The 21,392-nt window shown below is 60.9% G+C and carries 23 protein-coding genes; 10 read left to right on the top strand and 13 right to left on the bottom strand.

Annotated features, from left to right (window positions below; genetic code table 11):
• The first annotated feature begins 556 nt into the window (after positions 1-556).
• Positions 557-943: an antitoxin Xre/MbcA/ParS toxin-binding domain-containing protein gene (locus DBO86_RS20505; RefSeq protein ID WP_043503894.1), complete on the top strand. Its 387-nt coding sequence runs from the start codon at positions 557-559 to the stop codon at positions 941-943.
• Positions 944-987: 44 nt separating this feature from the next.
• Positions 988-1,308, top strand: a complete 321-nt coding sequence (locus tag DBO86_RS20500) for a hypothetical protein (protein WP_003124104.1) — start codon at positions 988-990, stop codon at positions 1,306-1,308.
• 185 nt (positions 1,309-1,493) lie between these two features.
• On the opposite strand, the gene DBO86_RS20495 is transcribed toward DBO86_RS20500, so the two are convergent.
• From DBO86_RS20495 to DBO86_RS20485, 3 genes are read right to left on the bottom strand one after another with little or no spacing between them, the layout of a single operon-like run.
• A complete protein-coding gene (locus tag DBO86_RS20495) occupies positions 1,494-1,973 on the bottom strand; it encodes a hypothetical protein (RefSeq protein WP_003124105.1) in 480 nt (159 codons plus the stop codon).
• The gene (locus tag DBO86_RS20490) at positions 1,954-2,598 is read right to left on the bottom strand and encodes a DUF6036 family nucleotidyltransferase (RefSeq protein WP_003131939.1); all 645 of its coding nucleotides are present in this window, start codon (positions 2,596-2,598) and stop codon (positions 1,954-1,956) included. Before DBO86_RS20490 ends, DBO86_RS20495 begins: the two co-directional genes overlap by 20 nt.
• A gap of 38 nt (positions 2,599-2,636) precedes the next feature.
• On the bottom strand, positions 2,637-3,635 hold the full coding sequence (locus tag DBO86_RS20485) for a DNA-binding protein (RefSeq protein WP_023911060.1): 999 nt from the start codon (positions 3,633-3,635) through the stop codon (positions 2,637-2,639).
• 179 nt (positions 3,636-3,814) lie between these two features.
• Here DBO86_RS20485 and DBO86_RS20480 point away from each other — a divergent pair, with 179 nt between their 5' ends.
• From DBO86_RS20480 to DBO86_RS20470, 3 genes are read left to right on the top strand one after another with little or no spacing between them, the layout of a single operon-like run.
• Entirely contained in the window at positions 3,815-4,786 is a 972-nt protein-coding gene (locus tag DBO86_RS20480; RefSeq protein ID WP_003131935.1) for a site-specific integrase, read from the top strand.
• 29 nt (positions 4,787-4,815) lie between these two features.
• Complete coding sequence (locus tag DBO86_RS20475; protein WP_003131934.1) at positions 4,816-5,559, top strand: phage Gp37/Gp68 family protein; 744 nt, start codon at positions 4,816-4,818, stop codon at positions 5,557-5,559.
• A 22-nt stretch (positions 5,560-5,581) separates the two neighbouring features.
• Positions 5,582-6,901: a three-Cys-motif partner protein TcmP gene (locus DBO86_RS20470; protein ID WP_003131931.1), complete on the top strand. Its 1,320-nt coding sequence runs from the start codon at positions 5,582-5,584 to the stop codon at positions 6,899-6,901.
• 189 nt (positions 6,902-7,090) lie between these two features.
• Here DBO86_RS20470 and DBO86_RS20465 read toward each other — a convergent pair whose 3' ends face one another.
• A complete protein-coding gene (locus tag DBO86_RS20465; protein WP_021702875.1) occupies positions 7,091-7,309 on the bottom strand; it encodes a GDCCVxC domain-containing (seleno)protein in 219 nt (72 codons plus the stop codon).
• A 504-nt stretch (positions 7,310-7,813) separates the two neighbouring features.
• Here DBO86_RS20465 and DBO86_RS20460 point away from each other — a divergent pair.
• The 5 genes from DBO86_RS20460 (at position 7,814) to DBO86_RS20440 (ending at position 10,041) form a co-directional block, all read left to right on the top strand.
• The gene (locus tag DBO86_RS20460; RefSeq protein ID WP_125896094.1) at positions 7,814-8,143 is read left to right on the top strand and encodes a hypothetical protein; all 330 of its coding nucleotides are present in this window, start codon (positions 7,814-7,816) and stop codon (positions 8,141-8,143) included.
• A 161-nt stretch (positions 8,144-8,304) separates the two neighbouring features.
• On the top strand, positions 8,305-8,634 hold the full coding sequence (locus tag DBO86_RS20455) for a DUF2790 domain-containing protein (protein ID WP_071543060.1): 330 nt from the start codon (positions 8,305-8,307) through the stop codon (positions 8,632-8,634).
• 35 nt (positions 8,635-8,669) lie between these two features.
• A complete protein-coding gene (locus DBO86_RS20450) occupies positions 8,670-8,954 on the top strand; it encodes a hypothetical protein (protein ID WP_003131929.1) in 285 nt (94 codons plus the stop codon).
• The gene (locus DBO86_RS20445; protein WP_021702871.1) at positions 8,947-9,222 is read left to right on the top strand and encodes a hypothetical protein; all 276 of its coding nucleotides are present in this window, start codon (positions 8,947-8,949) and stop codon (positions 9,220-9,222) included. Before DBO86_RS20450 ends, DBO86_RS20445 begins: the two co-directional genes overlap by 8 nt.
• Before the next feature lie 156 nt (positions 9,223-9,378).
• Positions 9,379-10,041 carry a methyltransferase family protein gene (locus DBO86_RS20440; protein WP_031275452.1) on the top strand — a complete coding sequence of 221 codons (663 nt, stop codon included), beginning with the start codon at positions 9,379-9,381 and terminating at the stop codon, positions 10,039-10,041.
• Positions 10,042-10,135: 94 nt separating this feature from the next.
• Here DBO86_RS20440 and DBO86_RS20435 read toward each other — a convergent pair whose 3' ends face one another.
• From DBO86_RS20435 to DBO86_RS20395, 9 genes are all read right to left on the bottom strand, one after another.
• On the bottom strand, positions 10,136-11,041 hold the full coding sequence (locus DBO86_RS20435) for a F510_1955 family glycosylhydrolase (RefSeq protein ID WP_031275450.1): 906 nt from the start codon (positions 11,039-11,041) through the stop codon (positions 10,136-10,138).
• Between the two features lie 206 nt (positions 11,042-11,247).
• Complete coding sequence (locus DBO86_RS20430) at positions 11,248-11,604, bottom strand: copper-binding protein (RefSeq protein WP_003131925.1); 357 nt, start codon at positions 11,602-11,604, stop codon at positions 11,248-11,250.
• On the bottom strand, positions 11,601-14,762 hold the full coding sequence (locus DBO86_RS20425) for an efflux RND transporter permease subunit (protein ID WP_108232899.1): 3,162 nt from the start codon (positions 14,760-14,762) through the stop codon (positions 11,601-11,603). The genes DBO86_RS20430 and DBO86_RS20425 overlap by 4 nt, the downstream gene beginning before the upstream one ends.
• Positions 14,759-16,240: an efflux RND transporter periplasmic adaptor subunit gene (locus DBO86_RS20420; protein ID WP_058198919.1), complete on the bottom strand. Its 1,482-nt coding sequence runs from the start codon at positions 16,238-16,240 to the stop codon at positions 14,759-14,761. The genes DBO86_RS20425 and DBO86_RS20420 overlap by 4 nt, the downstream gene beginning before the upstream one ends.
• Positions 16,237-17,493 carry a TolC family protein gene (locus DBO86_RS20415; protein ID WP_023911051.1) on the bottom strand — a complete coding sequence of 419 codons (1,257 nt, stop codon included), beginning with the start codon at positions 17,491-17,493 and terminating at the stop codon, positions 16,237-16,239. The genes DBO86_RS20420 and DBO86_RS20415 overlap by 4 nt, the downstream gene beginning before the upstream one ends.
• 101 nt (positions 17,494-17,594) lie before the next feature.
• Positions 17,595-17,933, bottom strand: coding sequence for a hypothetical protein (locus DBO86_RS20410; RefSeq protein ID WP_033869463.1), 339 nt, complete (start codon positions 17,931-17,933; stop codon positions 17,595-17,597).
• Positions 17,934-17,997: 64 nt separating this feature from the next.
• Positions 17,998-18,240, bottom strand: coding sequence for a DUF2933 domain-containing protein (locus tag DBO86_RS20405; protein ID WP_003131921.1), 243 nt, complete (start codon positions 18,238-18,240; stop codon positions 17,998-18,000).
• A 12-nt stretch (positions 18,241-18,252) separates the two neighbouring features.
• On the bottom strand, positions 18,253-18,651 hold the full coding sequence (locus DBO86_RS20400) for a MerR family DNA-binding protein (RefSeq protein WP_003131920.1): 399 nt from the start codon (positions 18,649-18,651) through the stop codon (positions 18,253-18,255).
• Positions 18,648-21,104 carry a heavy metal translocating P-type ATPase gene (locus tag DBO86_RS20395; RefSeq protein ID WP_095462805.1) on the bottom strand — a complete coding sequence of 819 codons (2,457 nt, stop codon included), beginning with the start codon at positions 21,102-21,104 and terminating at the stop codon, positions 18,648-18,650. The genes DBO86_RS20400 and DBO86_RS20395 overlap by 4 nt, the downstream gene beginning before the upstream one ends.
• Positions 21,105-21,392 lie beyond the last annotated feature (288 nt).

Here is a 21,392-nt window from a genome sequence, read left to right as displayed (position 1 = left end):
GGGGTCATGCCGAGATAAGGGGAAAATTCACTCACTTCCCCTCTATCCATATGATTAATATCACAATTTTAAAAAACCACATGGGTATCGCGATGCGGCGATTCTGACGTGTGTCACCCAGGTCGATCGCTGCTACACGGCGAGGAAAACATGGTTGGTGCCGACGTGGGTTACAGGTGTAGGAACAAACAGTTCCCTGATGCTTAGGAATGAGGTCGATTAACAACCTCAGAAGATCCTTCAGTTGAACCGGTCGCGGCAAATCAGGCAGCCGGAATGAATGATTCTATAATCACTCTATAATTGACTATAAAGACCGTCCTAGAGCGGCAGCTAGGCTGCTCCCTGTGACTTGAGGCTTCCCCTCCCTGTCAGACTTGTTTCGCACGTCTGGGTATTGCGCCCCCGCTAGCCGTTAGCAGCCTGGCATCCTCGTCTGGGCACTGGTTTGGACCGGCTGTGAGAGAATGAGGCTGGCCAGTACGACAACAATGCTGGGAGCAATGATTGGCCCATATGCCCAAAACCTATGGCACGCATTGTTCAGGGGGATGTTATGGACAAGCTCTACGACAGGCTGGTTTTGCCGAGAGGCCACTACCGCTTGCATGTGGCGGTACTGACGGGTCTGCCTGCTTCGTTGGTCTCTGATCTGGCCCAGGCGCTTGGGCGATCGCCCGTCCAGATAGCGGAATGGGTCGGAGTATCCTCCCTCAGTGCGGCAATGTCTTTGCAGGCAAGTGAGGTTTTCTGTCGCCTTGTCGAGACTCTCGATGCGCTACTGGAGCTGTACGAAGGGGACCTAGAAGGTGCACTCCGCTGGCTAACGGCACCGAATGTGGTGTTGGCCAATGAGAGGCCGGTCGAACTGTTGGCAACAGAAGCTGGTACGCGCGCCGTGCAGCAGGCTATTCATGCGATTGAATATGGCCTGCCAGTGTGACCCTTATCGGAGTTCTGGAGCAGTGAAGCGATTCTAAGGTTTGGATGGCCACCGCCCGCCCGCAGCTGGAGGTACTGACCATGGAGCATACCAATACTCCACCGCCTGAAACGGTCATAGACATCACTTGTGATGTCTGCTGCCAGAGCATTCGCGCAGAAGGCTATGGCCAACAGTTTGGAACCCTTCAGGCAAACTGGGGGCATGGTTCCAAGCACGACGGTGAGCGTTATGAGGTTCGGCTGTGCGAAGTCTGCTTCTTCAGAACCCTGAGCCATCTTCGCCGCAAGCGCATGGTCAACACCATGTTTGATGAGGAGCCCGATACCGCTCAGGATGAGTTCGGCCTGCTGCGAATTAAGTAGGCCGATCTGGAGTTGGCAAAGGCACTGGGGTGTCGGTATCAAGGCTCTGGGCCCAGGTCTCGACCAATGCGTGATCGATCACCAAACCCTCGCTCACATCAGCTAATGCCTCGTGTGTTAGATCAGCGAATCTTCGGTCGTCATTCGAGTTGGCCATTCCGCGTCCATTTTGCCGTGCCCGGCTGCTAGCCGATGGGCGCTGGCTCTGAATAGCCCGTCTTCACGCCCTGAGTGGCGGCGTAATGGCGGGTTTGGAAAGCCAGAACATCCTGCATCTGCTTGCTGACGTCTTCTTCCAGCCCCCACTCATAGGCCAGCTTGTCGAGCTTGTAGCGAGAGACCAACTGGGTCGCCCGCGGCGAGCGTTCTGCCGGTTTCAGGTTCGACCAGCTGCTGACAAAGCCTTTTAGGCGCGCGGCTTTGTCCGTTGATACACAGGGAAAGCGACGCAGCAGGTCGACCAGATAGAGGGCACGCAGCTTCTGTTCAGGCTGGCGCAGCTTGCCCGCCACTTCACGCTGCAATACCGGCACGAGGTCGCGCTCTTCGTACCACAACTGCTTGGCGAGCTCCACGAGAGCATCGGACGCAACTTGGCTAAGGCGCTGCTGAGTGACAGTCTCCAGGAGCGCGCCAAAGCTTTGTTTACGATCCAGACGTGGCATCTCGCCGATCCTCCAGGTACTTCGCTGTGACCAGTTTCAGGCAGCCTAGCATTGCGCTTCGGTTGCCCACAGCATAATCGATTGCCTCTGTTGCCAGTGTAACAAACTGGCCGACATCGACACGGCCGCATTCGATGAGCTGTTCGATATCAGATTGATCGTTTTCCGTAAAGCGGCCGAGCTTGGATATTGCCAGATCCACGCCGGCAGCAACGAAAACATGCAGCGGCTGCTCACCCTCGAAACCCTGCATGGGGATGGCACGCTCACGGTAGTCCTCGTGCAATGGCCCGAGGGCATTGGTGTAGTTCTGATCCAAGTACACCTGCAAGTCGCGGCCGTCGCTGTCCTCATAACCCTCTGGCGGTGTATAGACGGCCATGATCTCTTCCTTACGCAGCACACGGGCCGCCTCGATCTCCGCATCGATGTCCGCACTACCACGCGCATGGGTGAGCAGGTGCACCGCGCAGCCGCCGAAGATGAAGACCTTGAGCGAGCCTGGCGGATTGCCATTCAGTAGCGGCAAGGCCCGGGCGAACAGATTACCAATGGCCTGGCCCAGCGGCGTAGTCAAGCGGACAGGTTCCGCAGCCCCCTCACTGGCAGTCTCAAGTAGTGTCATCTTCACCTCCACTCAGCGCATAGGCTCAGTGTGCCGGTTCATGGGCTACGTGCGCCATCGCTGTTCGCAAGCGGCGCCCCGAGTAGCTTCAGCTGTGCAGTGGCTTCGATCAGGCGCTCCTGCAGGCCTTGCGCCTGTTGCGTCTGGATCGCGGAGGCTTCACCCAGCCGGGACACCTCCTCATGCAATGTGCGACAACGCTGTTCCAGGGTTTCATTCAAGCGCTCGGCGCCGGTCAGCGTGTTTTGCAAGGCCTCCAGGGCCTGAGCTTTCTGTGCCAGTAGCTGTTGCTGCGCATGCTGCTCTTTTTGCAACTGCCGCGCTTCTGCGAGCAGGCGCGCATTGTCGCGGTTCAGTTGGGTCAACTCGTCCTGTTTGACGATCAGGGTCTGCTGCAATTGCCGTAGCTCTAGTTGCAGTTGCTGCATCTGCGACTCGTGTCGACGTTGTTCCTGCTCACGCTGCTCCTTGCTGGCTTGGCGGTAGTGCTCCAAGGCGTCACGTGCGTGCTGATGCTTTTCCTCTAGCGAGCGAATCTGCCCATCGCGGTCTTGCAGGCGCTCCTCCAGGTCGCGGTTGGCCTGCAACAGGCGGGCATTCTCGACCTCGCCCTGTTGGCGTCGCTGCTGCTCCTGCTGTAGCGCGTGCTGGACAACCTGGAGCTGTTCTGTGAGCCCGCTGCACTGACTTTCCAATTGCTGGATTCGGCTTTCGGCCAGCCGCGCTTGGTTCTGGAAATCAAGCCGGTCATGTGCCAGTTGTTCGCGCTCCTGGGCCACGGCCGCCTGCGCATCTTCCTTTAACTGATCTGCCAGTTGGCCGACCAGATTGGCCAGCTGTTCGCTGAGCGGGATCGAGGCCGTATCTCGGCCGCGCTCGGCGTCTTCGAGCTCTTTCAGGTAGCGGTGAATGGTGGTTTTCGAGCCGGTATTGCCAAGTTCGACCCTTACCGCGTCGATGCTGGGGTTCTCGCCCCGCGCCAGAATTGCCTGCCGCGCCTTCTGAACCAGTGCCTTGTTGATGCCGCCGCGGGCCATGATCTGCTCCTACGATTTCGTATTATATTACATACTATGTATTTACATACTATATTTAATTGATGTAAAGCGCGTTTAAAGCAAATAAATCAGATAAAATAATGGAGCATTATTTAATCAGATGGCAAAAACGGTCGCTTGACAACCGTTTTCCAGTACACAAAGGGCAATCTCGGGCGATGAAGGATGTCGGTCGCTATCTGCAAGCCGGTACGCGGGAAAACACTCGCCGCAGCTACCAATCGGCCATCGAGCACTTCGAAGTGACTTGGTGCGGCTTCCTGCCCGCCACCAGCGACAGCATCGTGCGCTACCTGGTGGACTACGCCGACACCCTAAGCCTTAGCACGCTCAAACAGCGCCTGGCCGCCCTGGCCCAGTGGCATATCGCCCAGGGCTTTCCTGATCCGACCAAGACGCCCACGGTGCGACAGGTGCTCAAAGGCATCCGCACATTGCATCCGGCGCAAACGAAGCAGGCTGCACCGTTGCAGTTGCAACACCTGGAGCAGGCGGTTCACTGGCTGAATCAGGAAGCCGAACGGGCTCGGCAGTCCGGAAACTTGACAAGCCTGCTGCGCAGTCGGCGCGATGCGGCGCTGCTGCTGATCGGCTTCTGGCGCGGCTTTCGCAGCGACGAACTCTGTCGACTGCAGGTCGAGCATATCCAGGCCGAGGCCGGTGCTGGCATGAGCCTGTTCCTGCCGCAGAGCAAGGGTGACCGGGAAAACCTCGGCACGACCCATTACGCACCGGCCCTGAAACGCCTCTGCCCGGTACAGGCCTATCTCGACTGGATCAGTGTTGCCGGCATCACCCGCGGCGCAGTGTTCCGCCGGCTGGATCGCTGGGGGCGGCTGAGCGACGAGGCCTTGCATCCTGGCAGCCTGATCAGCTTGTTACGGCACATCCTACAGCGCGCCGGGATACCGGCTGAGCTGTACACCAGCCATTCGCTGCGCCGTGGCTTCGCCACCTGGGCCACGGCCAACGGCTGGGATCTCAAGGCGCTGATGACCTACGTGGGTTGGAAGGACATCAAGTCGGCCATGCGCTACATCGACCCCGCCATCTCCTTTGGCGGCCTGGCGGCGAAACCCGCCCTTGAACTGATTACTGGCACTTTGACGCAACTGCCAGCTTCTCACTAACATCGACGCACGACAGGAGTGAAGGTGCAATGAGTACGCAGACCAGCATCGAATGGACGGAAATGACCTGGAACCCGGTGGTGGGCTGCACCAAGGTATCGCCGGGTTGCAAACACTGCTATGCCGAGAACATGGCCCACCGCCTGCAAGCCATGGGCACGCCGGGTTACGAGAACGGTTTCCGCCTGAGCCTGCGGCCGGAAAAGCTTCAGGAACCGCTGCAGCGCAAGAAACCGACCATCTACTTTGTCAACTCGATGTCCGACCTGTTCCACGAGCAGGTGCCGGACGAGTACATCGACCAGGTGTTCGAGGTGATTCGCCAGGCGTCTCAACACACCTTCCAGATTCTCACCAAGCGTGCCGAGCGCTTGGCCGACTACTTCAGCCAGCGGACTCCGCCCGTGAACGCCTGGCTGGGAGTATCGGTCGAGGACAAAGCCTATGGCGTGCCGCGCATAGACTGCCTGCGCCGCATAGACGCAACAATCCGCTTCCTCTCGGCCGAACCCTTGCTGGAGGATCTGGGCGAGTTGGATTTGACCGACATCCACTGGGTCATCGTTGGCGGTGAGTCGGGTGGCAAGGCGCGTCCCATGAAGGAGGAATGGGTCGACAACATTCATCGCCAGTGCGATGAATTCGGTTCGGCCTTCTTCTTCAAACAATGGGGCGGTTGGGGAGCCGATGGCGTTAAACGCTCGAAGAAAGCCAACGGCCGGCTCCTGAATGGCCAAACCTGGGATGAGATCCCGCTGCTCAACCTCGCCTGATCACCACGACAAGGACTACTCGATGGCCAAGGATGACGAAAAATACCGGTGGGATTGGGCGAGCCAGACTTTTCCAACCATCGACCCGCACAGCAAGATCAAACACCAGATCATCGATGAGTACATTCAGACTTACATTGATGTCCTGATGCGCAATCAGCAGATGCCTGCGCTGGGCCTGTCGGTCGTCGATGGCTTTAGTGGCGGTGGTATCTACAACGATGACGCGGGTGGCAAGCACTTCGGATCGCCGGTGATCGCCCTGGAGGCAATTCAAGAATCCGAAGTTCGCAATAACCTTGGCCGTATTAAACCCCGTCCCATCCGCTCCCAGCATTATTTTGTCGATGTGAAGAAAGACAACATCGACTGTCTGCACGCCGTCCTGGCCAGCCGAGGCCACAGCCAGCGCTTCGGCCGCGATGTACACCTGCATACCGCCGAGTTCACCCAGGCGTTACCGGCGATCGCCCACAACCTCAAATCGTTCGGCATGAGCGAGCGGGTTCTGTTTCTGCTGGATCAGTACGGCTACAGCGACGTGCCGTTCTCCAAGATCAAATGGATCTTTCAGAACATAGCCAATGCCGAGGTGCTGCTGACCTTCAATGTCGACTTCCTGGTGGCCTATCTCTCCGACCGCCAGGCCAATCGAAAGGCCATCTCCAATATCGACTTGGAACGGCATATCCCATGGGACATGCTTAAGCACCTGAAGGCGCATAACCCGCGCGATTGGCAGTACCTGATTCAACGCTGCCTATCCGACGGGATCAAGGAGGAAACCGGCGCACCGTTCATGACCATCTTTTTCATCCGCCCCGTGGGCGCCAACCCCATGGCGTACTGGTTCATCCACTTGGCGAAGAGCTACCGCGCCAATGACGTGATGAAGAAGATCCACTGGAAGTACGGCAACAACTTCTCCCACATGCTGTCTCCCTCATGCTTCTTTGGCTATGACGCCAATCGCGACATCAAGGTGACGGATCAGCAAGAGCTGATATTCGAGGAGGAGCATCAGTTCGATATCGTCACGGATACCCGCATCCGAGGTGAACTGTCGGAGTTGCTGCCCAAGCAGGTTTACGAGGTTGAACAGCAATCGTTTGGAAGCCTAATGAGTGGGCTTGCCAATTACACGATGGCGGACGAGTCACGGGTGAAGCAGGCTCTGGATATTGCAGTCTCCAATGGTGATCTCCTCGCCGTGGACAAGGACGGTAAGAAAAAACGCCGCAAGGGCAGCAGTATCAAGATAACCGATACCCTAGTGGCCCCACCCCAGCGGCCCTTTTTCTTTCTGCCACCGCCTCCGAAAGCGAAGGTGGATGAGTCTTGAGACCGAGCAACGGCATGAAACTTGGGGCTTACCCGGTACTGGAAGAGGATGTGGCCCGGCTGTCGCCGCTGATCTACGAACACATCAACATACTCGGTCGGTATGTCCTTTGCGGTACCGGAAGAGGTCGCCCGCGGCGAGCTGCGTCCGCTGCGCAACCCTGACTACGACCTGTAATCCACCCGAGCTCTACGGGCAACACCCACGCAGCTGCTGCTGGATCGGCGGCCACTTCACCGAGCCGAACGAACAGAACACGCAGCATTCCCCCGGATTGGGGCGCAGCAGCGCCTTGCAGTTGCTGCACTCGTAATAGAACTGGCAGGCGTCCGCGGGCATGGTTTCCGGCTTGGCGAAGCCGCAGAGCGGGCAGGTCGCCGTGAGCTCGTTGTCGCCGGTGAGCAGCACCGTGCGCAGACCATCTTGCGCTGCGCACTGACCGCCTCGACAGCATCCGCCCGCAGTGTGTCGCCGAGAGCAAGCACGCCCGTCGAGGGCTACTGCGATGACCGTTCGGCCTACCTCCTCCAGCGTGCGAATGCGATATATACGCTTCATAAAAATGGGCATATAGGTTCCAAAAGGCCTGATGCTCGAAACCTCGCAGAGGTGCCGGCAACCTTCAGCGTCATATAACGTGCCTCTGAGCCGGGTCCACCTCATCCACCATCTCCCGGAATGTCTGATCAGCGCTTGACCTTGCCACCATGGTAAGGATTACGCTACTACTGAAGTCTAGTGATCGGCACACAAGCCTCGCATTTGAATGTGGCCCATCAGCTCCTTCGCATCATTCGTCACAGGACGGATTTTGAACTAACGTAAGAACCAGTAACTAAGCTGCTCCTCTGAATTGAGGAAATGATAATTGTGATGACTCGAAGACGGGATAGAACGCTAATCAAGCTGCTCATGGCGCTGCTTCTGTTTATGGGGGCAGCCCATGGCAGCACCCAGGAATTCAACCCTGGGTCGGCGAGTTCATCCCTCAATTGCTTGGTCATGCAAGGAATGCAGACTGAGACCGACACGCAAGTAGGCGGTTTGTGTCCTTACATGGATGATCAAATGTCCTGCTCGATCAGTTGCGCTGCCTCTTATACTGGAGCAGTAACAAGCATTGTCGACTCATCGCCCGTCAACACTTCGCCGCAACACGATTATTACACCTCCCTCCTTGGCCGCATGGCCGTCGCTCCCGATCCTTTTCCTCCTAAGCAGACTGTTCTGATCAATCTCTGAAGCTGTATCTGAAGCTATTCGTTGACGTCCGCTGGGCGTCTGTTTAGACGAAAAAATTTGGATATGGTCGCCGACATTTTGATTGTTGTTCATGCCGACAAGCATGCGGAAGCAATTCCCTGAATCGCCAGGGACCGCTATCCGCTTGAGGAGAGTGCCCAATGAAAAAACTGAAACTTTTGCTTGTGCCTGTATCGATACGCACAAGACGAGCCACAGCTCTACTCGCTGCAGTGGCGCTGCTCGTGGCTGGAGGTATGGCTCATGCCGCTCAGGAACAAGCCATACAAGGGGTACAGGGCGATATTCAGCAGATCCCGGTCGAGACCTACCACTACGGGATGAAGCTGGATATTGCCCGGGTCTTGTCCATCAGCGATACGAGCCAGGAGTGCGGCGTTGTGCCTTCGATCATGCGGTACGAAGACAGCAGCGGAGCCCCACGGGCCTTGGAGTATCAGATTTATGGCGGCGGTTGTTCTGATAATTGAGCGGATGCGCCTGAACCAACCTTGAGGACTACACCATGATCAAGAACACGACGCTTTACCTAAAAGGCTTGTTGCAGCACCACCCACTGATTGCGGGACTTGCGGTTGCCGTAGCGTTCACTCTGCTGTTTAACCTGGGCGGCCTGTTTGCTGTAGCCACCCTGCCTGTTCTGCTTTCTGTTCTGCCGTGCCTGGTGATGGTCTGGCTCTGCATGAAGAGCATGGGTGGCGAGACCTGCAAACAAGAAGTTCCAGAGCAATCATCGCTAACCCGAATGAACGAAACCACTGTTGTCGATCAGGAGAACCGCCATGCGTAACGCCCTTATCTATACCGCCGCACTTGCCTCCGCAATAACGTTTGGTACGGCTTCCGTTGCTATTGCCGAGGCGTCCAAGGATACCGCCAAGAGCGGTTCCGAGATGATGATGGGAGAAGGCATGCACATGATGGACGGCAATAAAATGCCAATGATGGGAATGATGCAGGAGATGAATTCAATGATGAAGAACTGCAACGAAATGATGGAAAACATGAACAAGCAGATGAGTAAGGAGGCGGGTCAAGGCGACAGCAAGGCGCAGTAAAGAGCTCGTTGCTTGCCACCCCCTCTAAAAGCCTCCGGCGTAGAGGGGAATAAGTGAATGGCGCCGGGTACGGCACCGTCAGCGGTGTCGATACCCGGACGCTTCGAGATTTTCGCTACACAGTTCCACTGCCGATCGATAGGAAGGAGCCTGACCATGAATGACTTCGCCATGCACTACGGGCACTGGGTCTGGGTGCTGGTGATGGTATTGATTGCCTCCTGGCTTCTCTACCGCTTTGCCGCCCCACGCAGCTGGCGTGAGTGGACGGGCGCCGGCCTGGTGCAAGCGTTCATCATCGCGTTATACGCCGAGATGTATGGCTTCCCGTTGACCATCTATCTGCTGACGGGGTTTCTGGGCATCGATCTTCCTCTGACGGGCTATTCCGGGCATCTCTGGGCCACCTTGCTGGGCTACGGCAGCCTCGGCGCCACGCTGGAAATGCTGCTGGGCGGAGTATTCATCGTCATTGGTCTGATGCTGTTGATCCGCGGCTGGGTTCAGGTCTACTACGCCAGCCTGGAGGGCCAGTTGGCCACCCAAGGCGTCTACAGTCTGGTCCGTCACCCGCAGTACACAGGGATCATGCTGGCCGTTTTCGGTCAGATCATCCATTGGCCAACGATCATCACCTTGCTGTTGTTTCCGGTGATCGTCTTTGCCTATGTTCACCTGGCCAGGCGGGAAGAATCAGTGTTGACGGCGCGGTTCGGCGAGGCCTATCAAGCCTATCGCCGGCACCTACCGATGTTCTTTCCACGCCGGCAGGAGTGGGGGCGGTTTCTCCACGCACTGTTCTTTCCCCATCCCAAATAGCCGGATGCTGCGGAAAACTTCGTCCCACCTCTGCGCGGGACAACCATGCCGCGTCGCCCCGGCCTTCCTTGCTTGCCTTTGAGCCGCGGCTGCATCACTCCAGAGTCTGACCGGCTTTGGCGATCGCGCTCCAGGTCGTGCCGGCGTCCTTTGATAGATAGACGTCACGTTTGAAGGTCGCCGTCGCCCATTCCTTTGGCTGGACTGGGTTCTGTGCAAGATAGGCGATAGCGTCCTCATCCAGCTCAGGCACGCCGAGCGGGGTAATCTCGCGCGTCTTCAGATCCAGCCTGGATAGCTTGGCCGCGTCGCCGTAGCTACCGAACCATAGGCTGCTGCCATCAAGACTGAAGGTGACGCTCACTACCTGTTCGCCTTCGACGACCGCCCTGAAGCGTTGACCCGCATCGCGCGACAGGTACAGGCCCGCTCCGGTCGCCACCGCGACCAGCCGGTGGTCGCTCGGATGCACCGCCAGTGCGGTCGGCGCCTCGCCAATTCCCTGCGCGGATGCGCGCTGCCAATTGGCTCCATCGTTGCGGCTGTAATACAAGCCCGGGACGCTCATCCGCGAATTCGGACGGGTGTTGTAGACATATAGGGTTGCGCTATCGTAACCGCTGGCCAGCAGGTGGAAGTCCGACTCGCCTTGTAGGCCCAGTTGCTGCCACGTGCGCCCTCCATCGCTGCTCTTGATCACTCCGAACGGATTGACCAGACCGCTGCCGCGGGCTGGGTGGCCGCTGCTGTAGATCGCCTGGCGCGTCACCGAATAGCCCATATAGTCGTGTGCAGGTCCGGGTGCCTTGCTCCAGCGCCCTTGGCTATAGACGGCCAGGCCGTGGTGACTGGGAATGGACAGCTGTTGACCATCCGGGCTGAACGCCAGTCCGTGTACATGTTCTAGGGTGACCGCTGCATCGCCGCAGGCGGCGACAATGGTGACGGCGGCTAGCAGCCCGAGTCTAGCTGCGCCGCGTAGTAGGAATATCAGAGCCATCATCGCGTCTCCAAGTGAGGGCCATCTGTGCCAAGGCCTCTTTCGAAAAAAGAGGCGCCTGATCCAGGCGCCTAGGGCCAACCTCCAAACCAAAGGAGCAACGGGAGGATGGCAGCACAGTTACCCATGGTTGAGTCAAATCACTGATCCGAAAGACTGGCCCGGCGAAAGGATATAGCTCACCGGACCGGCCATTCTTGGCGCTATTACTGCATCGGCTTGATCGACAGAAGCGTCGCCGTCATACCTTCGCTCTTGAACTCGAACATCACCTGTTGGCCGACCTGCACTTGAGCCAGTTGCTCGGGCGTCGCCTTGAAACCCATGGTCATCGCCGGCCACTTCACGGCAGGCACGGGGCCATGGGCGATGGTGACACTGCCTTTCTGACTGTCGATGGCCTTGACGGTGCCGGAAGCCTGGGCGGTTGCCATAGCCCCCGATTGCTCCATCTGCATTTCTTTCATGGGCATCTTGTCCATGGGCATGGCAGGCATTTCGGCGGCAAAGACCGGTTGGCCGAGGACCAGAGTCAGAGCACCTAGGAGGGTGTAGTTCTTCATGCGAGTTTTCCTTCTGCTTGGTTGGGGATGAATTCAGAGGTCTGGCGGCGACGCATCAGTCGATAGGCCGCCGGCAGGACGAACAACGACAACAGCGGCGCGGTGACCATGCCGCCGACCATGGGCGCGGCGATGCGGCTCATCACCTCGCTGCCGGTGCCGCTGTCCAGCAGGATCGGCAGCAGGCCGGCGATGATCACCGCCACGGTCATCGCCTTGGGCCGCACACGCTGCACGGCGCCTTCGCGGATCGCCTCGATAAGCGCACTTTCGTCGGTGCGGCCGGCGTCTTGCCGTTCGTTCCAGGCGTTCTTCAGGTACAGCAGCATGATCACGCCGAACTCGGCGGCGACCCCGGCCAGGGCGATAAAGCCCACCCCGGTGGCCACCGACTGGTTGTAGCCGAGCAGGTAGAGGAACCAGATGCCGCCGACCAGTGCGAAGGGAAGTGTGGCCATGATCAGCAGGGCTTCACTGAAGCGAGCGAACGTCAGGTAGAGCAAGACGAAAATGATCACCAGGGTCGCCGGCACCACCAGTTTGAGCCGGGCATTGGCGCGTTCGAGAAACTCGAACTGCCCGGAGTAGCTCAGGCTCATGCCCGGCTCTAGTTTGACCTGATCATCGATGGCCTGGCGCAGGTCACCCACCACTGAAGCCAGATCACGGCCACGCACGTCGATGTAGACCCAGCCAGACAGACGCGCATTCTCGCTTTTCAACATGGGTGGACCGTCAGTGATCCTGATCTGCGCCACAGTGCCAAGGGTGATCTGGCTGCCCTGGGGGGTATAAATCGGCAGCTCACGCAGCCCTGCCAGTGAATCGCGCCACTCGCGCGGATAGCGCAGGCTGATCGGGAAGCGCGCCAGGCCCTCGATGGTCTCGCCGATGTTCGCCCCGCCGATGGCGCCGGCGACGATCGCCTGCACATCGGCGATATTCAGGCCATAGCGCGCCGCCGCTTCGCGGTCGATATCCACATCGACGTAACGCCCGCCGGTCAGGCGCTCGGCCAGGGCGGAACTGACTCCGGGCACGAGTTTGGCGACCCGTTCGACCGCCTGGGTCATCTCGTCGATTTGCGCCAGGTTGCTGCCGGCGACCTTGACGCCGATCGGGCTCTTGATGCCGGTGGCGAGCATGTCGATGCGGTTACGGATCGGCGGAATCCATAGGTTGGCCAATCCTGGCACCTGTACGGTACGGTCCAGTTCCTCCACCAGCTTCTCCGGGGTCATCCCCGGTCGCCACTGCTCGCGCGGCTTGAACTGGATGGTGGTTTCGAACATCTCCAGCGGTGCGGGGTCGGTGGCGGTTTCGGCACGGCCGGCCTTGCCGAACACATGGGCGACTTCCGGCACCGTCTTGATCAGGCGGTCGGTCTGCTGCAGCAGTTGCGCCGCCTTCTGCGCGGACAGCCCCGGTAGCGCGGTGGGCATATAGAGCAGGTCGCCCTCGTCCAGCGGCGGGAGGAACTCGCCACCGAGACGGCTCATCGGCCAGAGCGCGCTGAGCAGAATCAGCACCGCAACCAGCAGGGTGATTTTCGGCCGCCGTAGTACCGCGTCCAAGGCCGGCTGGTAGATGCGAATCAGCCAGCGGTTCAGCGGGTTCTGTTCCTCGTTGGGAATCCGCCCGCGAATCCAATAGCCCATCAGCACCGGCACCAGGGTCACCGACAGGCCGGCGGCGGCCGCCATGGCGTAGGTCTTGGTGAAGGCCAGCGGACCGAACAGGCGGCCTTCCTGGGCCTCCAGGGTGAAAACCGGGATGAACGACAGGGTGATGATCAGCAGGCAGAAGAATAGTGCCGGGCCGACCTCCACCGCCGCCTCGGTGATCACGTGCCAGTGATGTTCGCCCTTGAGGTCCTCGCCCGGGTGTTCCTCGCGCCAGGCCTCGATCTTCTTGTGCGCGTTCTCGATCATCACCACCGCGGCGTCGACCATGGCGCCGATGGCGATGGCGATGCCGCCGAGGGACATGATGTTGGCGTTGATCCCCTGCTGCTGCATGACGATAAAGGCGATCAGCACCCCGACCGGCAGCGAGACGATAGCCACCAGGGATGAGCGCAGGTGCCAGAGAAACAGCGCACAAACCAGGGCGACTACGATGAACTCCTCGATCAGCTTGTGACTGAGGTTTTCTACGGCACGATCGATCAGCTTGCTGCGATCATAGGTGGTAACGATCTCCACCCCCGAGGGCAGGCTCTTGCCCAGTTCGTCAAGCTTGGTCTTGACCGCGGCGATGGCCTCGCGAGCATTCTTGCCGCTGCGCAGGATCACAACGCCGCCGACTACCTCGCCCTCGCCGTCGAGTTCGGCGATGCCGCGACGCATTTCCGGGCCGAGCTGGATATGCGCAACCTCGCCAAGCGTCACCGGCACGCCGCCACTGTCCAGGCGCAGGGGGATGGCGCGAAAGTCATTCAGCGTCTGCAGGTAACCCGAAGCGCGCACCATGAACTCGGTCTCGGCCAGTTCCAGCACCGCACCGCCGGTTTCCTGGTTGGCCCTGGAAATTGCCTCAGCGACCTGCTGCTGGGTGATGCCGCGGCTGGCCAGCTTGATCGGATCGAGCACCACCTGGTACTGCTTGACCATGCCACCGATGGTGGCCACCTCGGCGACATTGGCCAGGGTCTTCAGTTCGAACTTGAGGAACCAGTCCTGTAGCGCCCGCAACTGCGCCAGGTCATGCGTGCCGGTGCGGTCGACCAGGGCGTACTGATAGATCCAGCCCACCCCGGTGGCATCAGGGCCCAGGGCGGGCGCGGCGCCCGCAGGCAGACGGGCCTGCACCTGGCTGAGGTATTCCAGTACCCGCGAACGCGCCCAGTACAGGTCGGTGCCGTTCTCGAACAGCACGTAGACGAAGCTGTCGCCGAAGAAGGAATAACCGCGCACCGTTTTCGCGCCCGGCACCGAGAGCATGGTGGTGGCCAGTGGATAGGTCACCTGATTCTCGACGATCTGCGGCGCCTGCCCCGGGAAGGGCGTGCGGATGATCACCTGCACATCGGAGAGGTCCGGCAGCGCGTCGATGGCGGTGTTCTGCACCGACCAGACACCCCAGCCGACGGCGAACAGGGTGGCCAGCAGCACCAAGAAGCGGTTGGCCACCGACCAGCGGATCAGCTTGGCGATCATGGTTGCACCTCCAGCTTATCCAGCCGCTCGATCAACAGGCCGTCGTCCGTTTCGCGCACGCCAACGTGTACCGAGTCCCCTGCCTGTACGCCCTCCAGCAGAGTCGGATCTGCCAACGGAAAGGTCATGGTCATTCCAGGCATGCCGAGGGTCTTGAACGGACCATGGGCCAGGGTGACCGAGTCGTTGTCGATCTCGACCACCTTGCCTTCCGCCTCATGCAGGGCCTGCATCGGCTGAGCGTCGGGTGATGCGAGGTCCTGGGCGAGTACCCCGCGCAGGCTGGCCTCGGAATCGAGCAGGAACTGTCCGGAGGCGACTACCTGCTGACCTTCCTCCAGGCCCTCGACAATTTCCGCCTTGTCAGTCCTTTCCCGTCCAAGACGGACCTCAACCGGTCGATAACGACCCTCGCCTTCGACCAGCATCACCAGGGCACGCCGGCCGGTACGGATTACCGCTTCATTCGGCACGTACAATGCTCTCTGTTCGCTCGGGCGACTCAGCCGAACCTTGGCGGTCATGCCTGGCCGCAGACGGCCCGTCGGGTTATCCAGTTCGACCCGCACGCGCAGCGTGCGGCTATCCAGGTTGGCCTGCGGCAGGAAGGCGCTCACCGTGCCCGCCAGCACTTCACCGGGGAAGGCGGGCAGGTATGCCTCCACCGGCTGGCCGAGCTGTACGCCGCCGGCTTCGGCCTCAGGCACAGCCACGTCGAGCCAGACACTGCTCAGGCCGTTGACTGTGGCCAAGGGTTGGCCAGCGGCCAGGGTCATGCCTTCGCGGACATTGAGCTCCTGCAGCACGCCGGCAATCGGGCTAGTGACCGTCCAGAGGGCCTGGACCTTGCCACTACGCTCGACCCGCTCGATCAATGACTGCGGCATCCCAGCCAGGCGCAGGCGCTGCCGGGCTGCGTCCAACAATGCTCTTTCACCGACCTCGCGCAAGGCCAGGAACTCTTCTTGAACAGCCGCCCATTCGGGTACCAGTAGGTCGGCCAGCGGCGCCCCGGCGGCCAGCAGGTCCTCGGGCGCGCGCCGATACACGCGCTCGACGAAGCCCCCGCTGCGTGCCTGCACCACGGCGACATCGCGGTTATTGAAGGCTAGGTTGCCGACCACTTCCAACTCAGTGACCGAGTGTTCACGGGTGACAGTCGCTAGGCGCATGCCCAGGTTCTGGACGACGCTTGGGTCGATGCTGACCGCGGCACTGTCACTCGCCTCGCCGGCGTAGCGCGGCACCAATTCCATGTCCATGAAGGGAGACTTGCCGGGTTGGTCAAATTTCTGCTGCGGGTACATGGGGTCGTACCAATAGAGCACTTCGCGCTCGTCCGGTGCGGAGGACTCCTGGGCATTGGCCATGCTGGCCCCGGCCTCCACCAGGGGCTGAGCGAACCAGTAGCCGCCCGCTGCACCAATGGCGAGCGCCAAGCCCGTCAGCAACGCGCCTTTCCAGATTCGAGTCTTCATTGGCTACTTTCTCCATAGGCGAAATACAGGCGGGCACTGGTCTGTGCACGTTGCTGTTCAAGGTCGATGTGTTTCAGGCGGGCCTCGATGAGTTCGCGCCGCGCGGCCACTAGCGCCATTAACTCGCCACGGCCGGCGCGGTAGTCCGCCATGGCCAGGCGTACCTTCTCCTCGGCCAGCGGTACCAGGGTTTGTCGGCTGCGCTCCACGGCGCGCTCCAGGCGGCGGTGTTCGGCCAGATCGTCGGCCAGCGCTTGCGCGTGCTCCCGTGTCATGGCTTCGCGCTCGGCTTCCAGGCGCAGCACTTCGGCGCGCTTGGCGGCGATCTTCGGGTCCTGCCGGCTGGCGGTGAACAGGGGTAGGTCGAAGGTGAACTGCACGGAGACCATGTCGCCAAAGGCCTCGCCACGTTTTTGGTAGGCCAGCTCCCAGCTCCAGTCGGGTTTCTTGTCCGCTTCGGCTAGACGCACCTGGGCCTCTGCCTCCTGTGTCATCGGCGTGAAGGCCTGCAGCTCAGGGTGACGATCCAAACTGTGGCGGAAATGCAGGTCATCGACTCGCCAGCTCGGCCAAGAGCCGGACAGCGGCTCGACCGCCACCGGCCCGACCCAGCGGCGCAGGGCCGCGCGGGCCTGCGTGCGGTTGCGTTCTAGTTCATCTTCCTGCTCGGCGAGCAGTGCTGCTTCCTGCTTGGGCGCCAAACTGTCAGCCGCCTGGCCACGGCCGCCGGCCAAGCTGGCCTGTACGGCCTTGGCCAGCAGGCGATTCTCGTCGTACAGAGTCTGGAACAGTTGCAGTTTCTGCTCGACCGCGAAGCCGCCGATCCAGGCAAGCGCAGTTTCACGGCGCACCTTGAGGCGTTCGACCCGCTCCAGTGCATCGGCGCTGTCGATGCCCGCCTGGGCAGCCTCGACACGGGCACGGCGCTTGGCTCGGTTGGGAACTTCTTGCATGACCCCGACCATCTGCATGGTCATGAAGTCGCGCGTGAGGCTGCCACGGGCATCGCCCTCGATGGGAAAGTTCTGGATACCTAGGGCAAGCTTGGGGTCCGGTAATTCACCGGCGGGAATGGCGGCCTGCATGGCGGCATCTTGGTTGGCAGCCTGGGCAGCCAGTGACGGTGCCTCGCGCTCCGCCAGGCGCAGGGCTTCGTCCAGGGTAAGGGCGGCGGCCAGGCCGGGCACGGCCAGGGCGCACAGCGTGAGGGCGGCCAGCGAAAGGCGTCCTCCGCAGTAGCGTCGGAGATTCATATTCACGATTCCTGTGGATGATCCGGCGCGTACCCACACGGGCACACGCACACCGTCTCGCCGCCTAAGAGGGGGAAACGGGACTCAAGTCGGCACGGGAATCAGGCGCGGGGGGGACGCCACACCCCAGAGGGGGACGCGGTTGGAAGGAAATCGTGGGTAGGAGTGATTACTACGGAGCGAGAAAACAGAAGAGGCGTCTTGATGACCGAAACCTGCAGCATGCTGCTGCTCTTGCACTCTTGTCCGGTCTTGCAGACTTTGCCGCTGGACATTTGCTGCTGATGGTCTTCGCAGCAAGAAGCCTGCATATCCTCCATCGAGATGCCGTGCTGTTCCATGGGGCAAGGTTCGGAAAACGCGAGCACACCTGCGACCCCATTCAGGGGAAGGGTCAGGCTGAGCAGCAGGAGCAACAGCAGGTGCAGGCGTCGTTTCATGCGGCGGAGTCTAGCCCAGGTCGATAGGGGGAGCAATTCGTCAGTGTTCCGTTTTGCGGAAAGATCACGGCGCGTCAGTCGGATCACGCTCGATCGGCTTTACCTTCTGCGTGTCATCGCTAGCGGGTGGTCCTTTGTGCATGCCGCGCATGCAGAACAGCATTGACAGCGGACAGAGCAGTAGCAGGAAGATCAGCGCGTTCGCCGCAATCCAGGTTTGAAAAGCCGGGAACAGGACATAGGCAGCCAGCAGAAAGATGCCGGCTCCTATGCCAACCCGAATCATGGTGGATTTATCGCAGGTCATGATGTTCTCCTTTCATTCAGCTAGTGGGGGGGGCAGATCATCCAGAATCGGCCCCGGTGGTTGCTCAAGGTCGTCGCAATGCTCGGCCAGGTAGCTCAGACTGTCGCGCAGTGCCTGGAGCAAGACAATGCGTGCGTTCAGCGCGTCGATGTAGTGGTGGGCTATGACTTGAACTTCGCTGCTAGGGCGTTGGCGATCCCGCCATAACGCCAGCAAGGCGCGCACCTGCGTCAATGAGAAGCCCAGTTCTCGGGCGTGGTGGATAAAGCGCAAAACCTGTACATCCCTTTCCAGGTAGTCGCGATAGCCAGACCGGGTGCGCCGAGAAGCTGGGACCAGCTCGATGCGTTCGTAATAGCGGATCATTTTGGCGGTCAAGCCGCTGACGTTCGCCGCTGCGCCAATGTTCATGGATGCCTCCTTCTTGCTGAGCCAGCGCCTCCGTCCAGCTCTACCGGTGCCGGCCGCCATCGCTTGAGCAGCAGCGCGTAAGTGACCACCGAGACGCTGGACAATGCCATCGCCGCACCGGCCACCACCGGGCTCAACAGGCCGAAGGCGGCCAGTGGAATGCCGACCAGGTTGTAGACGAAGGCCCAAAACAGGCTCTTCAGAATCCGTCCGTAGGTATGGCGGGAGAGAGCCAAGGCATCCGCCACCAGCGCCGGATCACCGCGCATCAGGGTGATGCCGGCGGTGTGCATGGCTACATCGGTACCGGTCGACATGGCAATGCCAACATCCGCCGCCGCCAGCGCCGGAGCGTCGTTGATGCCGTCGCCGACCATGGCTACCACTGCGCCACCGGTCTTCAGCGCCTGCACCTCCGCGGCCTTGTCGCCGGGCAACACCTCGGCGCGCACCTCGTCGAGGCCGAGCATAGCCGCCACGCTCTCAGCCGCACCGCGGTTGTCGCCGCTGATCATCACGGTCCGTATGCCCAGTCCGCGCAGCCGCGCCACGGCCTGGCGGGCACTCGGCTTCAGCACATCACCGAAGGCGATCAGGCCCAACAGCAGTGGCTGTCCAGTCACGTCGGCGAGCCAGGACACGCTGTTGCCGGCCCGGGCCAGCGTTGCTGCGGACGCCGCCAGCGGTGACAGGTCAACGCCGAGCTCCTGCATCAGTCGTGTGCTGCCCAGGCGCAGCTCTCGCCCTGCGACCAAGGCCGCCAGACCGCGCCCCGGCAACGCCGTGACCTTGGATGCGGGCAATAAATCCGTGCCGTCCTGCTTGGCCTTGTCCAGCAGCGCCTGCGCCAGCGGGTGTTCGCTGCCGGCCTGCGCCGAGGCGGCCTGCAGCAGCAGGCGCGCGCTATCGCCATTCGCCACTTCCAGCGCGGTCACCCTTGGCTTGCCCTGGGTCAGCGTGCCGGTCTTGTCGAAAGCCACCACGCTGACCCGGTGGGCGATCTCCAAGGCTTCCGCGTCCTTGATTAGGATGCCGTGGCGCGCACCGACGCCGGTGCCGACCATGATCACCGTCGGCGTGGCCAGGCCCAGCGCGCAAGGGCAAGCGATGACCAGCACCGCCACCGCGTTGATCAGTGGGCCGGCCACCTCGCCGGTGAGCCACCAGCCGATCAGCAGGGTCATGGCAGCGATCACCAACACCACGGGGACGAAGACGGCGCTAATCCGATCCACCAGGCGCTGGATCGGCGCCTTGGCCGCTTGAGCGTTTTCGACCATGCGGATGATTCGGGCCAGCGTACTTTCCGCGCCGACCGCTGTGGTCTCGACCAGCAACAGTCCTTCGCCGTTGATTGCGCCGCCGGTCACCACATCGCCTTCAGTTTTCGCCACCGGCAGGCTCTCACCGGTCAGCAGCGACTCGTCGAGATGGCTGCGCCCGTCGCGTACCAGACCATCGGCGGGAACTCGCTCGCCCGGCCGTACCACCAGCAAATCACCGACGGCCAAGGTACTCACCGATACCTGATAGTCCACACCCTCACGGCGCACCCGGGCGGTGTCCGGCCGTAGTGCCTGCAGTGCTCGAATGGCGTCTCCAGTGTGGCGCTTGGCACGCGCTTCCAGCCACTTGCCGAGCAGGACCAGGGTGATCACCACCGCGGAAGCCTCGAAATAGAGGTGCGGGACGCCGGGGCCGGCATGCGTCGCCATCAGATAGACCGACAGCCCGTAGCCGGCACTGGTACCGAGCGCCACCAGCAGGTCCATATTGCCGCTGCCGGCGCGCAATGCTCGCCAACCGGCCCGATAGAAACGTGCCCCCAGCCAGAACTGCACCGGCGTGGCCAACAGCAGTTGTATCCAGCCCGGCAGGCTCCAGCGCGCGCCCAGCAACACGGCGATCATCTGCACCACCAGCGGCAGGGACAGCACGGCGGCCAGTGCCACCGGCCACCAGTCGCGAGACGGCGGCGCGGCGGCGGCCTCTTTGGCTGCCGGCACACCGGCCTCGTACCCGGCGGCCGCAACCGCCTGGATCAGCGCCGCCGGCGCTACCGCACCGGACACCACCCGGACCCGGGCCGCCTCGCTGGCCAGATTCACCGTGGCCGCCAGCACGCCCGGCACCTTCAGCAGGGCCTTCTCGACCCGGCCGACGCAGGAAGCGCAGGTCATACCGCCGATGACCAGGTCCAGTTGCTCTTCCTTCACGCGGTAACCCGCGCCTTCGACCGCCTCTAGCAGGGGAGCCAAATCGGCATCGGCTTCTACCATAACCGCTTCGCTGGCCAGATTGACCCTGGCGGCGGAAACCCTGGGTACTTGAGTCAATGCCTTCTCGATCCGTGCCACGCAGGAGGCACAGGTCATGCCTTCTACGCCAAACGTCCATTGCCGAACAAGGCCGGCGTGCGCAGCAGCAGTGGTTTCGGGGAATGCGCGGGTCATTGCCAACCTCCACGATTATCTCGTTATTGAGAGGTTGGACCTTACCGTTGGGGCAAGGTCAAGCAGTAAGGTGGCGACCATCCGAGAGTTTGGGATGATCACAAATCTGGGAGCACTACGCGGAGCTCCACGAGCAGAAGCGCTAATTCTGTGAGATCAGCTGCGCTCAAGAAGGCAAAGGCCATTGAATAACGGAGGCTGTGATGGAATGAATACCCAACTAAGCCCTTAATCTATCGTGAGGGGCGTTCCGACCGACTGACCTTCAGCTTACGGGGGCCGTAGAGC

The organism is Ectopseudomonas oleovorans (assembly GCF_003052605.1).
Taxonomy (GTDB): domain Bacteria; phylum Pseudomonadota; class Gammaproteobacteria; order Pseudomonadales; family Pseudomonadaceae; genus Aquipseudomonas; species Aquipseudomonas oleovorans_A.
This window is presented reverse-complemented; position numbering and strand designations above follow the sequence as displayed.

Coding starts and splice junctions, on each gene's coding strand:
- DBO86_RS20455 (WP_071543060.1), top strand. CDS start 8,305: ATGAAAAAACTGAAACTTTTGCTTGTGCCTGTATCGATACGCACAAGA.
- DBO86_RS20495 (WP_003124105.1), bottom strand. CDS start 1,973: ATGCCACGTCTGGATCGTAAACAAAGCTTTGGCGCGCTCCTGGAGACT.
- DBO86_RS20460 (WP_125896094.1), top strand. CDS start 7,814: ATGGCGCTGCTTCTGTTTATGGGGGCAGCCCATGGCAGCACCCAGGAA.
- DBO86_RS20430 (WP_003131925.1), bottom strand. CDS start 11,604: ATGAAGAACTACACCCTCCTAGGTGCTCTGACTCTGGTCCTCGGCCAA.
- DBO86_RS20475 (WP_003131934.1), top strand. CDS start 4,816: ATGAGTACGCAGACCAGCATCGAATGGACGGAAATGACCTGGAACCCG.
- DBO86_RS20395 (WP_095462805.1), bottom strand. CDS start 21,104: ATGACCCGCGCATTCCCCGAAACCACTGCTGCTGCGCACGCCGGCCTT.
- DBO86_RS20480 (WP_003131935.1), top strand. CDS start 3,815: ATGAAGGATGTCGGTCGCTATCTGCAAGCCGGTACGCGGGAAAACACT.
- DBO86_RS20485 (WP_023911060.1), bottom strand. CDS start 3,635: ATGGCCCGCGGCGGCATCAACAAGGCACTGGTTCAGAAGGCGCGGCAG.
- DBO86_RS20505 (WP_043503894.1), top strand. CDS start 557: ATGGACAAGCTCTACGACAGGCTGGTTTTGCCGAGAGGCCACTACCGC.
- DBO86_RS20400 (WP_003131920.1), bottom strand. CDS start 18,651: ATGAACATTGGCGCAGCGGCGAACGTCAGCGGCTTGACCGCCAAAATG.
- DBO86_RS20490 (WP_003131939.1), bottom strand. CDS start 2,598: ATGACACTACTTGAGACTGCCAGTGAGGGGGCTGCGGAACCTGTCCGC.
- DBO86_RS20470 (WP_003131931.1), top strand. CDS start 5,582: ATGGCCAAGGATGACGAAAAATACCGGTGGGATTGGGCGAGCCAGACT.
- DBO86_RS20420 (WP_058198919.1), bottom strand. CDS start 16,240: ATGAAGACTCGAATCTGGAAAGGCGCGTTGCTGACGGGCTTGGCGCTC.
- DBO86_RS20425 (WP_108232899.1), bottom strand. CDS start 14,762: ATGATCGCCAAGCTGATCCGCTGGTCGGTGGCCAACCGCTTCTTGGTG.
- DBO86_RS20405 (WP_003131921.1), bottom strand. CDS start 18,240: ATGACCTGCGATAAATCCACCATGATTCGGGTTGGCATAGGAGCCGGC.
- DBO86_RS20415 (WP_023911051.1), bottom strand. CDS start 17,493: ATGAATCTCCGACGCTACTGCGGAGGACGCCTTTCGCTGGCCGCCCTC.
- DBO86_RS20450 (WP_003131929.1), top strand. CDS start 8,670: ATGATCAAGAACACGACGCTTTACCTAAAAGGCTTGTTGCAGCACCAC.
- DBO86_RS20435 (WP_031275450.1), bottom strand. CDS start 11,041: ATGGCTCTGATATTCCTACTACGCGGCGCAGCTAGACTCGGGCTGCTA.
- DBO86_RS20500 (WP_003124104.1), top strand. CDS start 988: ATGGCCACCGCCCGCCCGCAGCTGGAGGTACTGACCATGGAGCATACC.
- DBO86_RS20445 (WP_021702871.1), top strand. CDS start 8,947: ATGCGTAACGCCCTTATCTATACCGCCGCACTTGCCTCCGCAATAACG.
- DBO86_RS20440 (WP_031275452.1), top strand. CDS start 9,379: ATGAATGACTTCGCCATGCACTACGGGCACTGGGTCTGGGTGCTGGTG.
- DBO86_RS20410 (WP_033869463.1), bottom strand. CDS start 17,933: ATGAAACGACGCCTGCACCTGCTGTTGCTCCTGCTGCTCAGCCTGACC.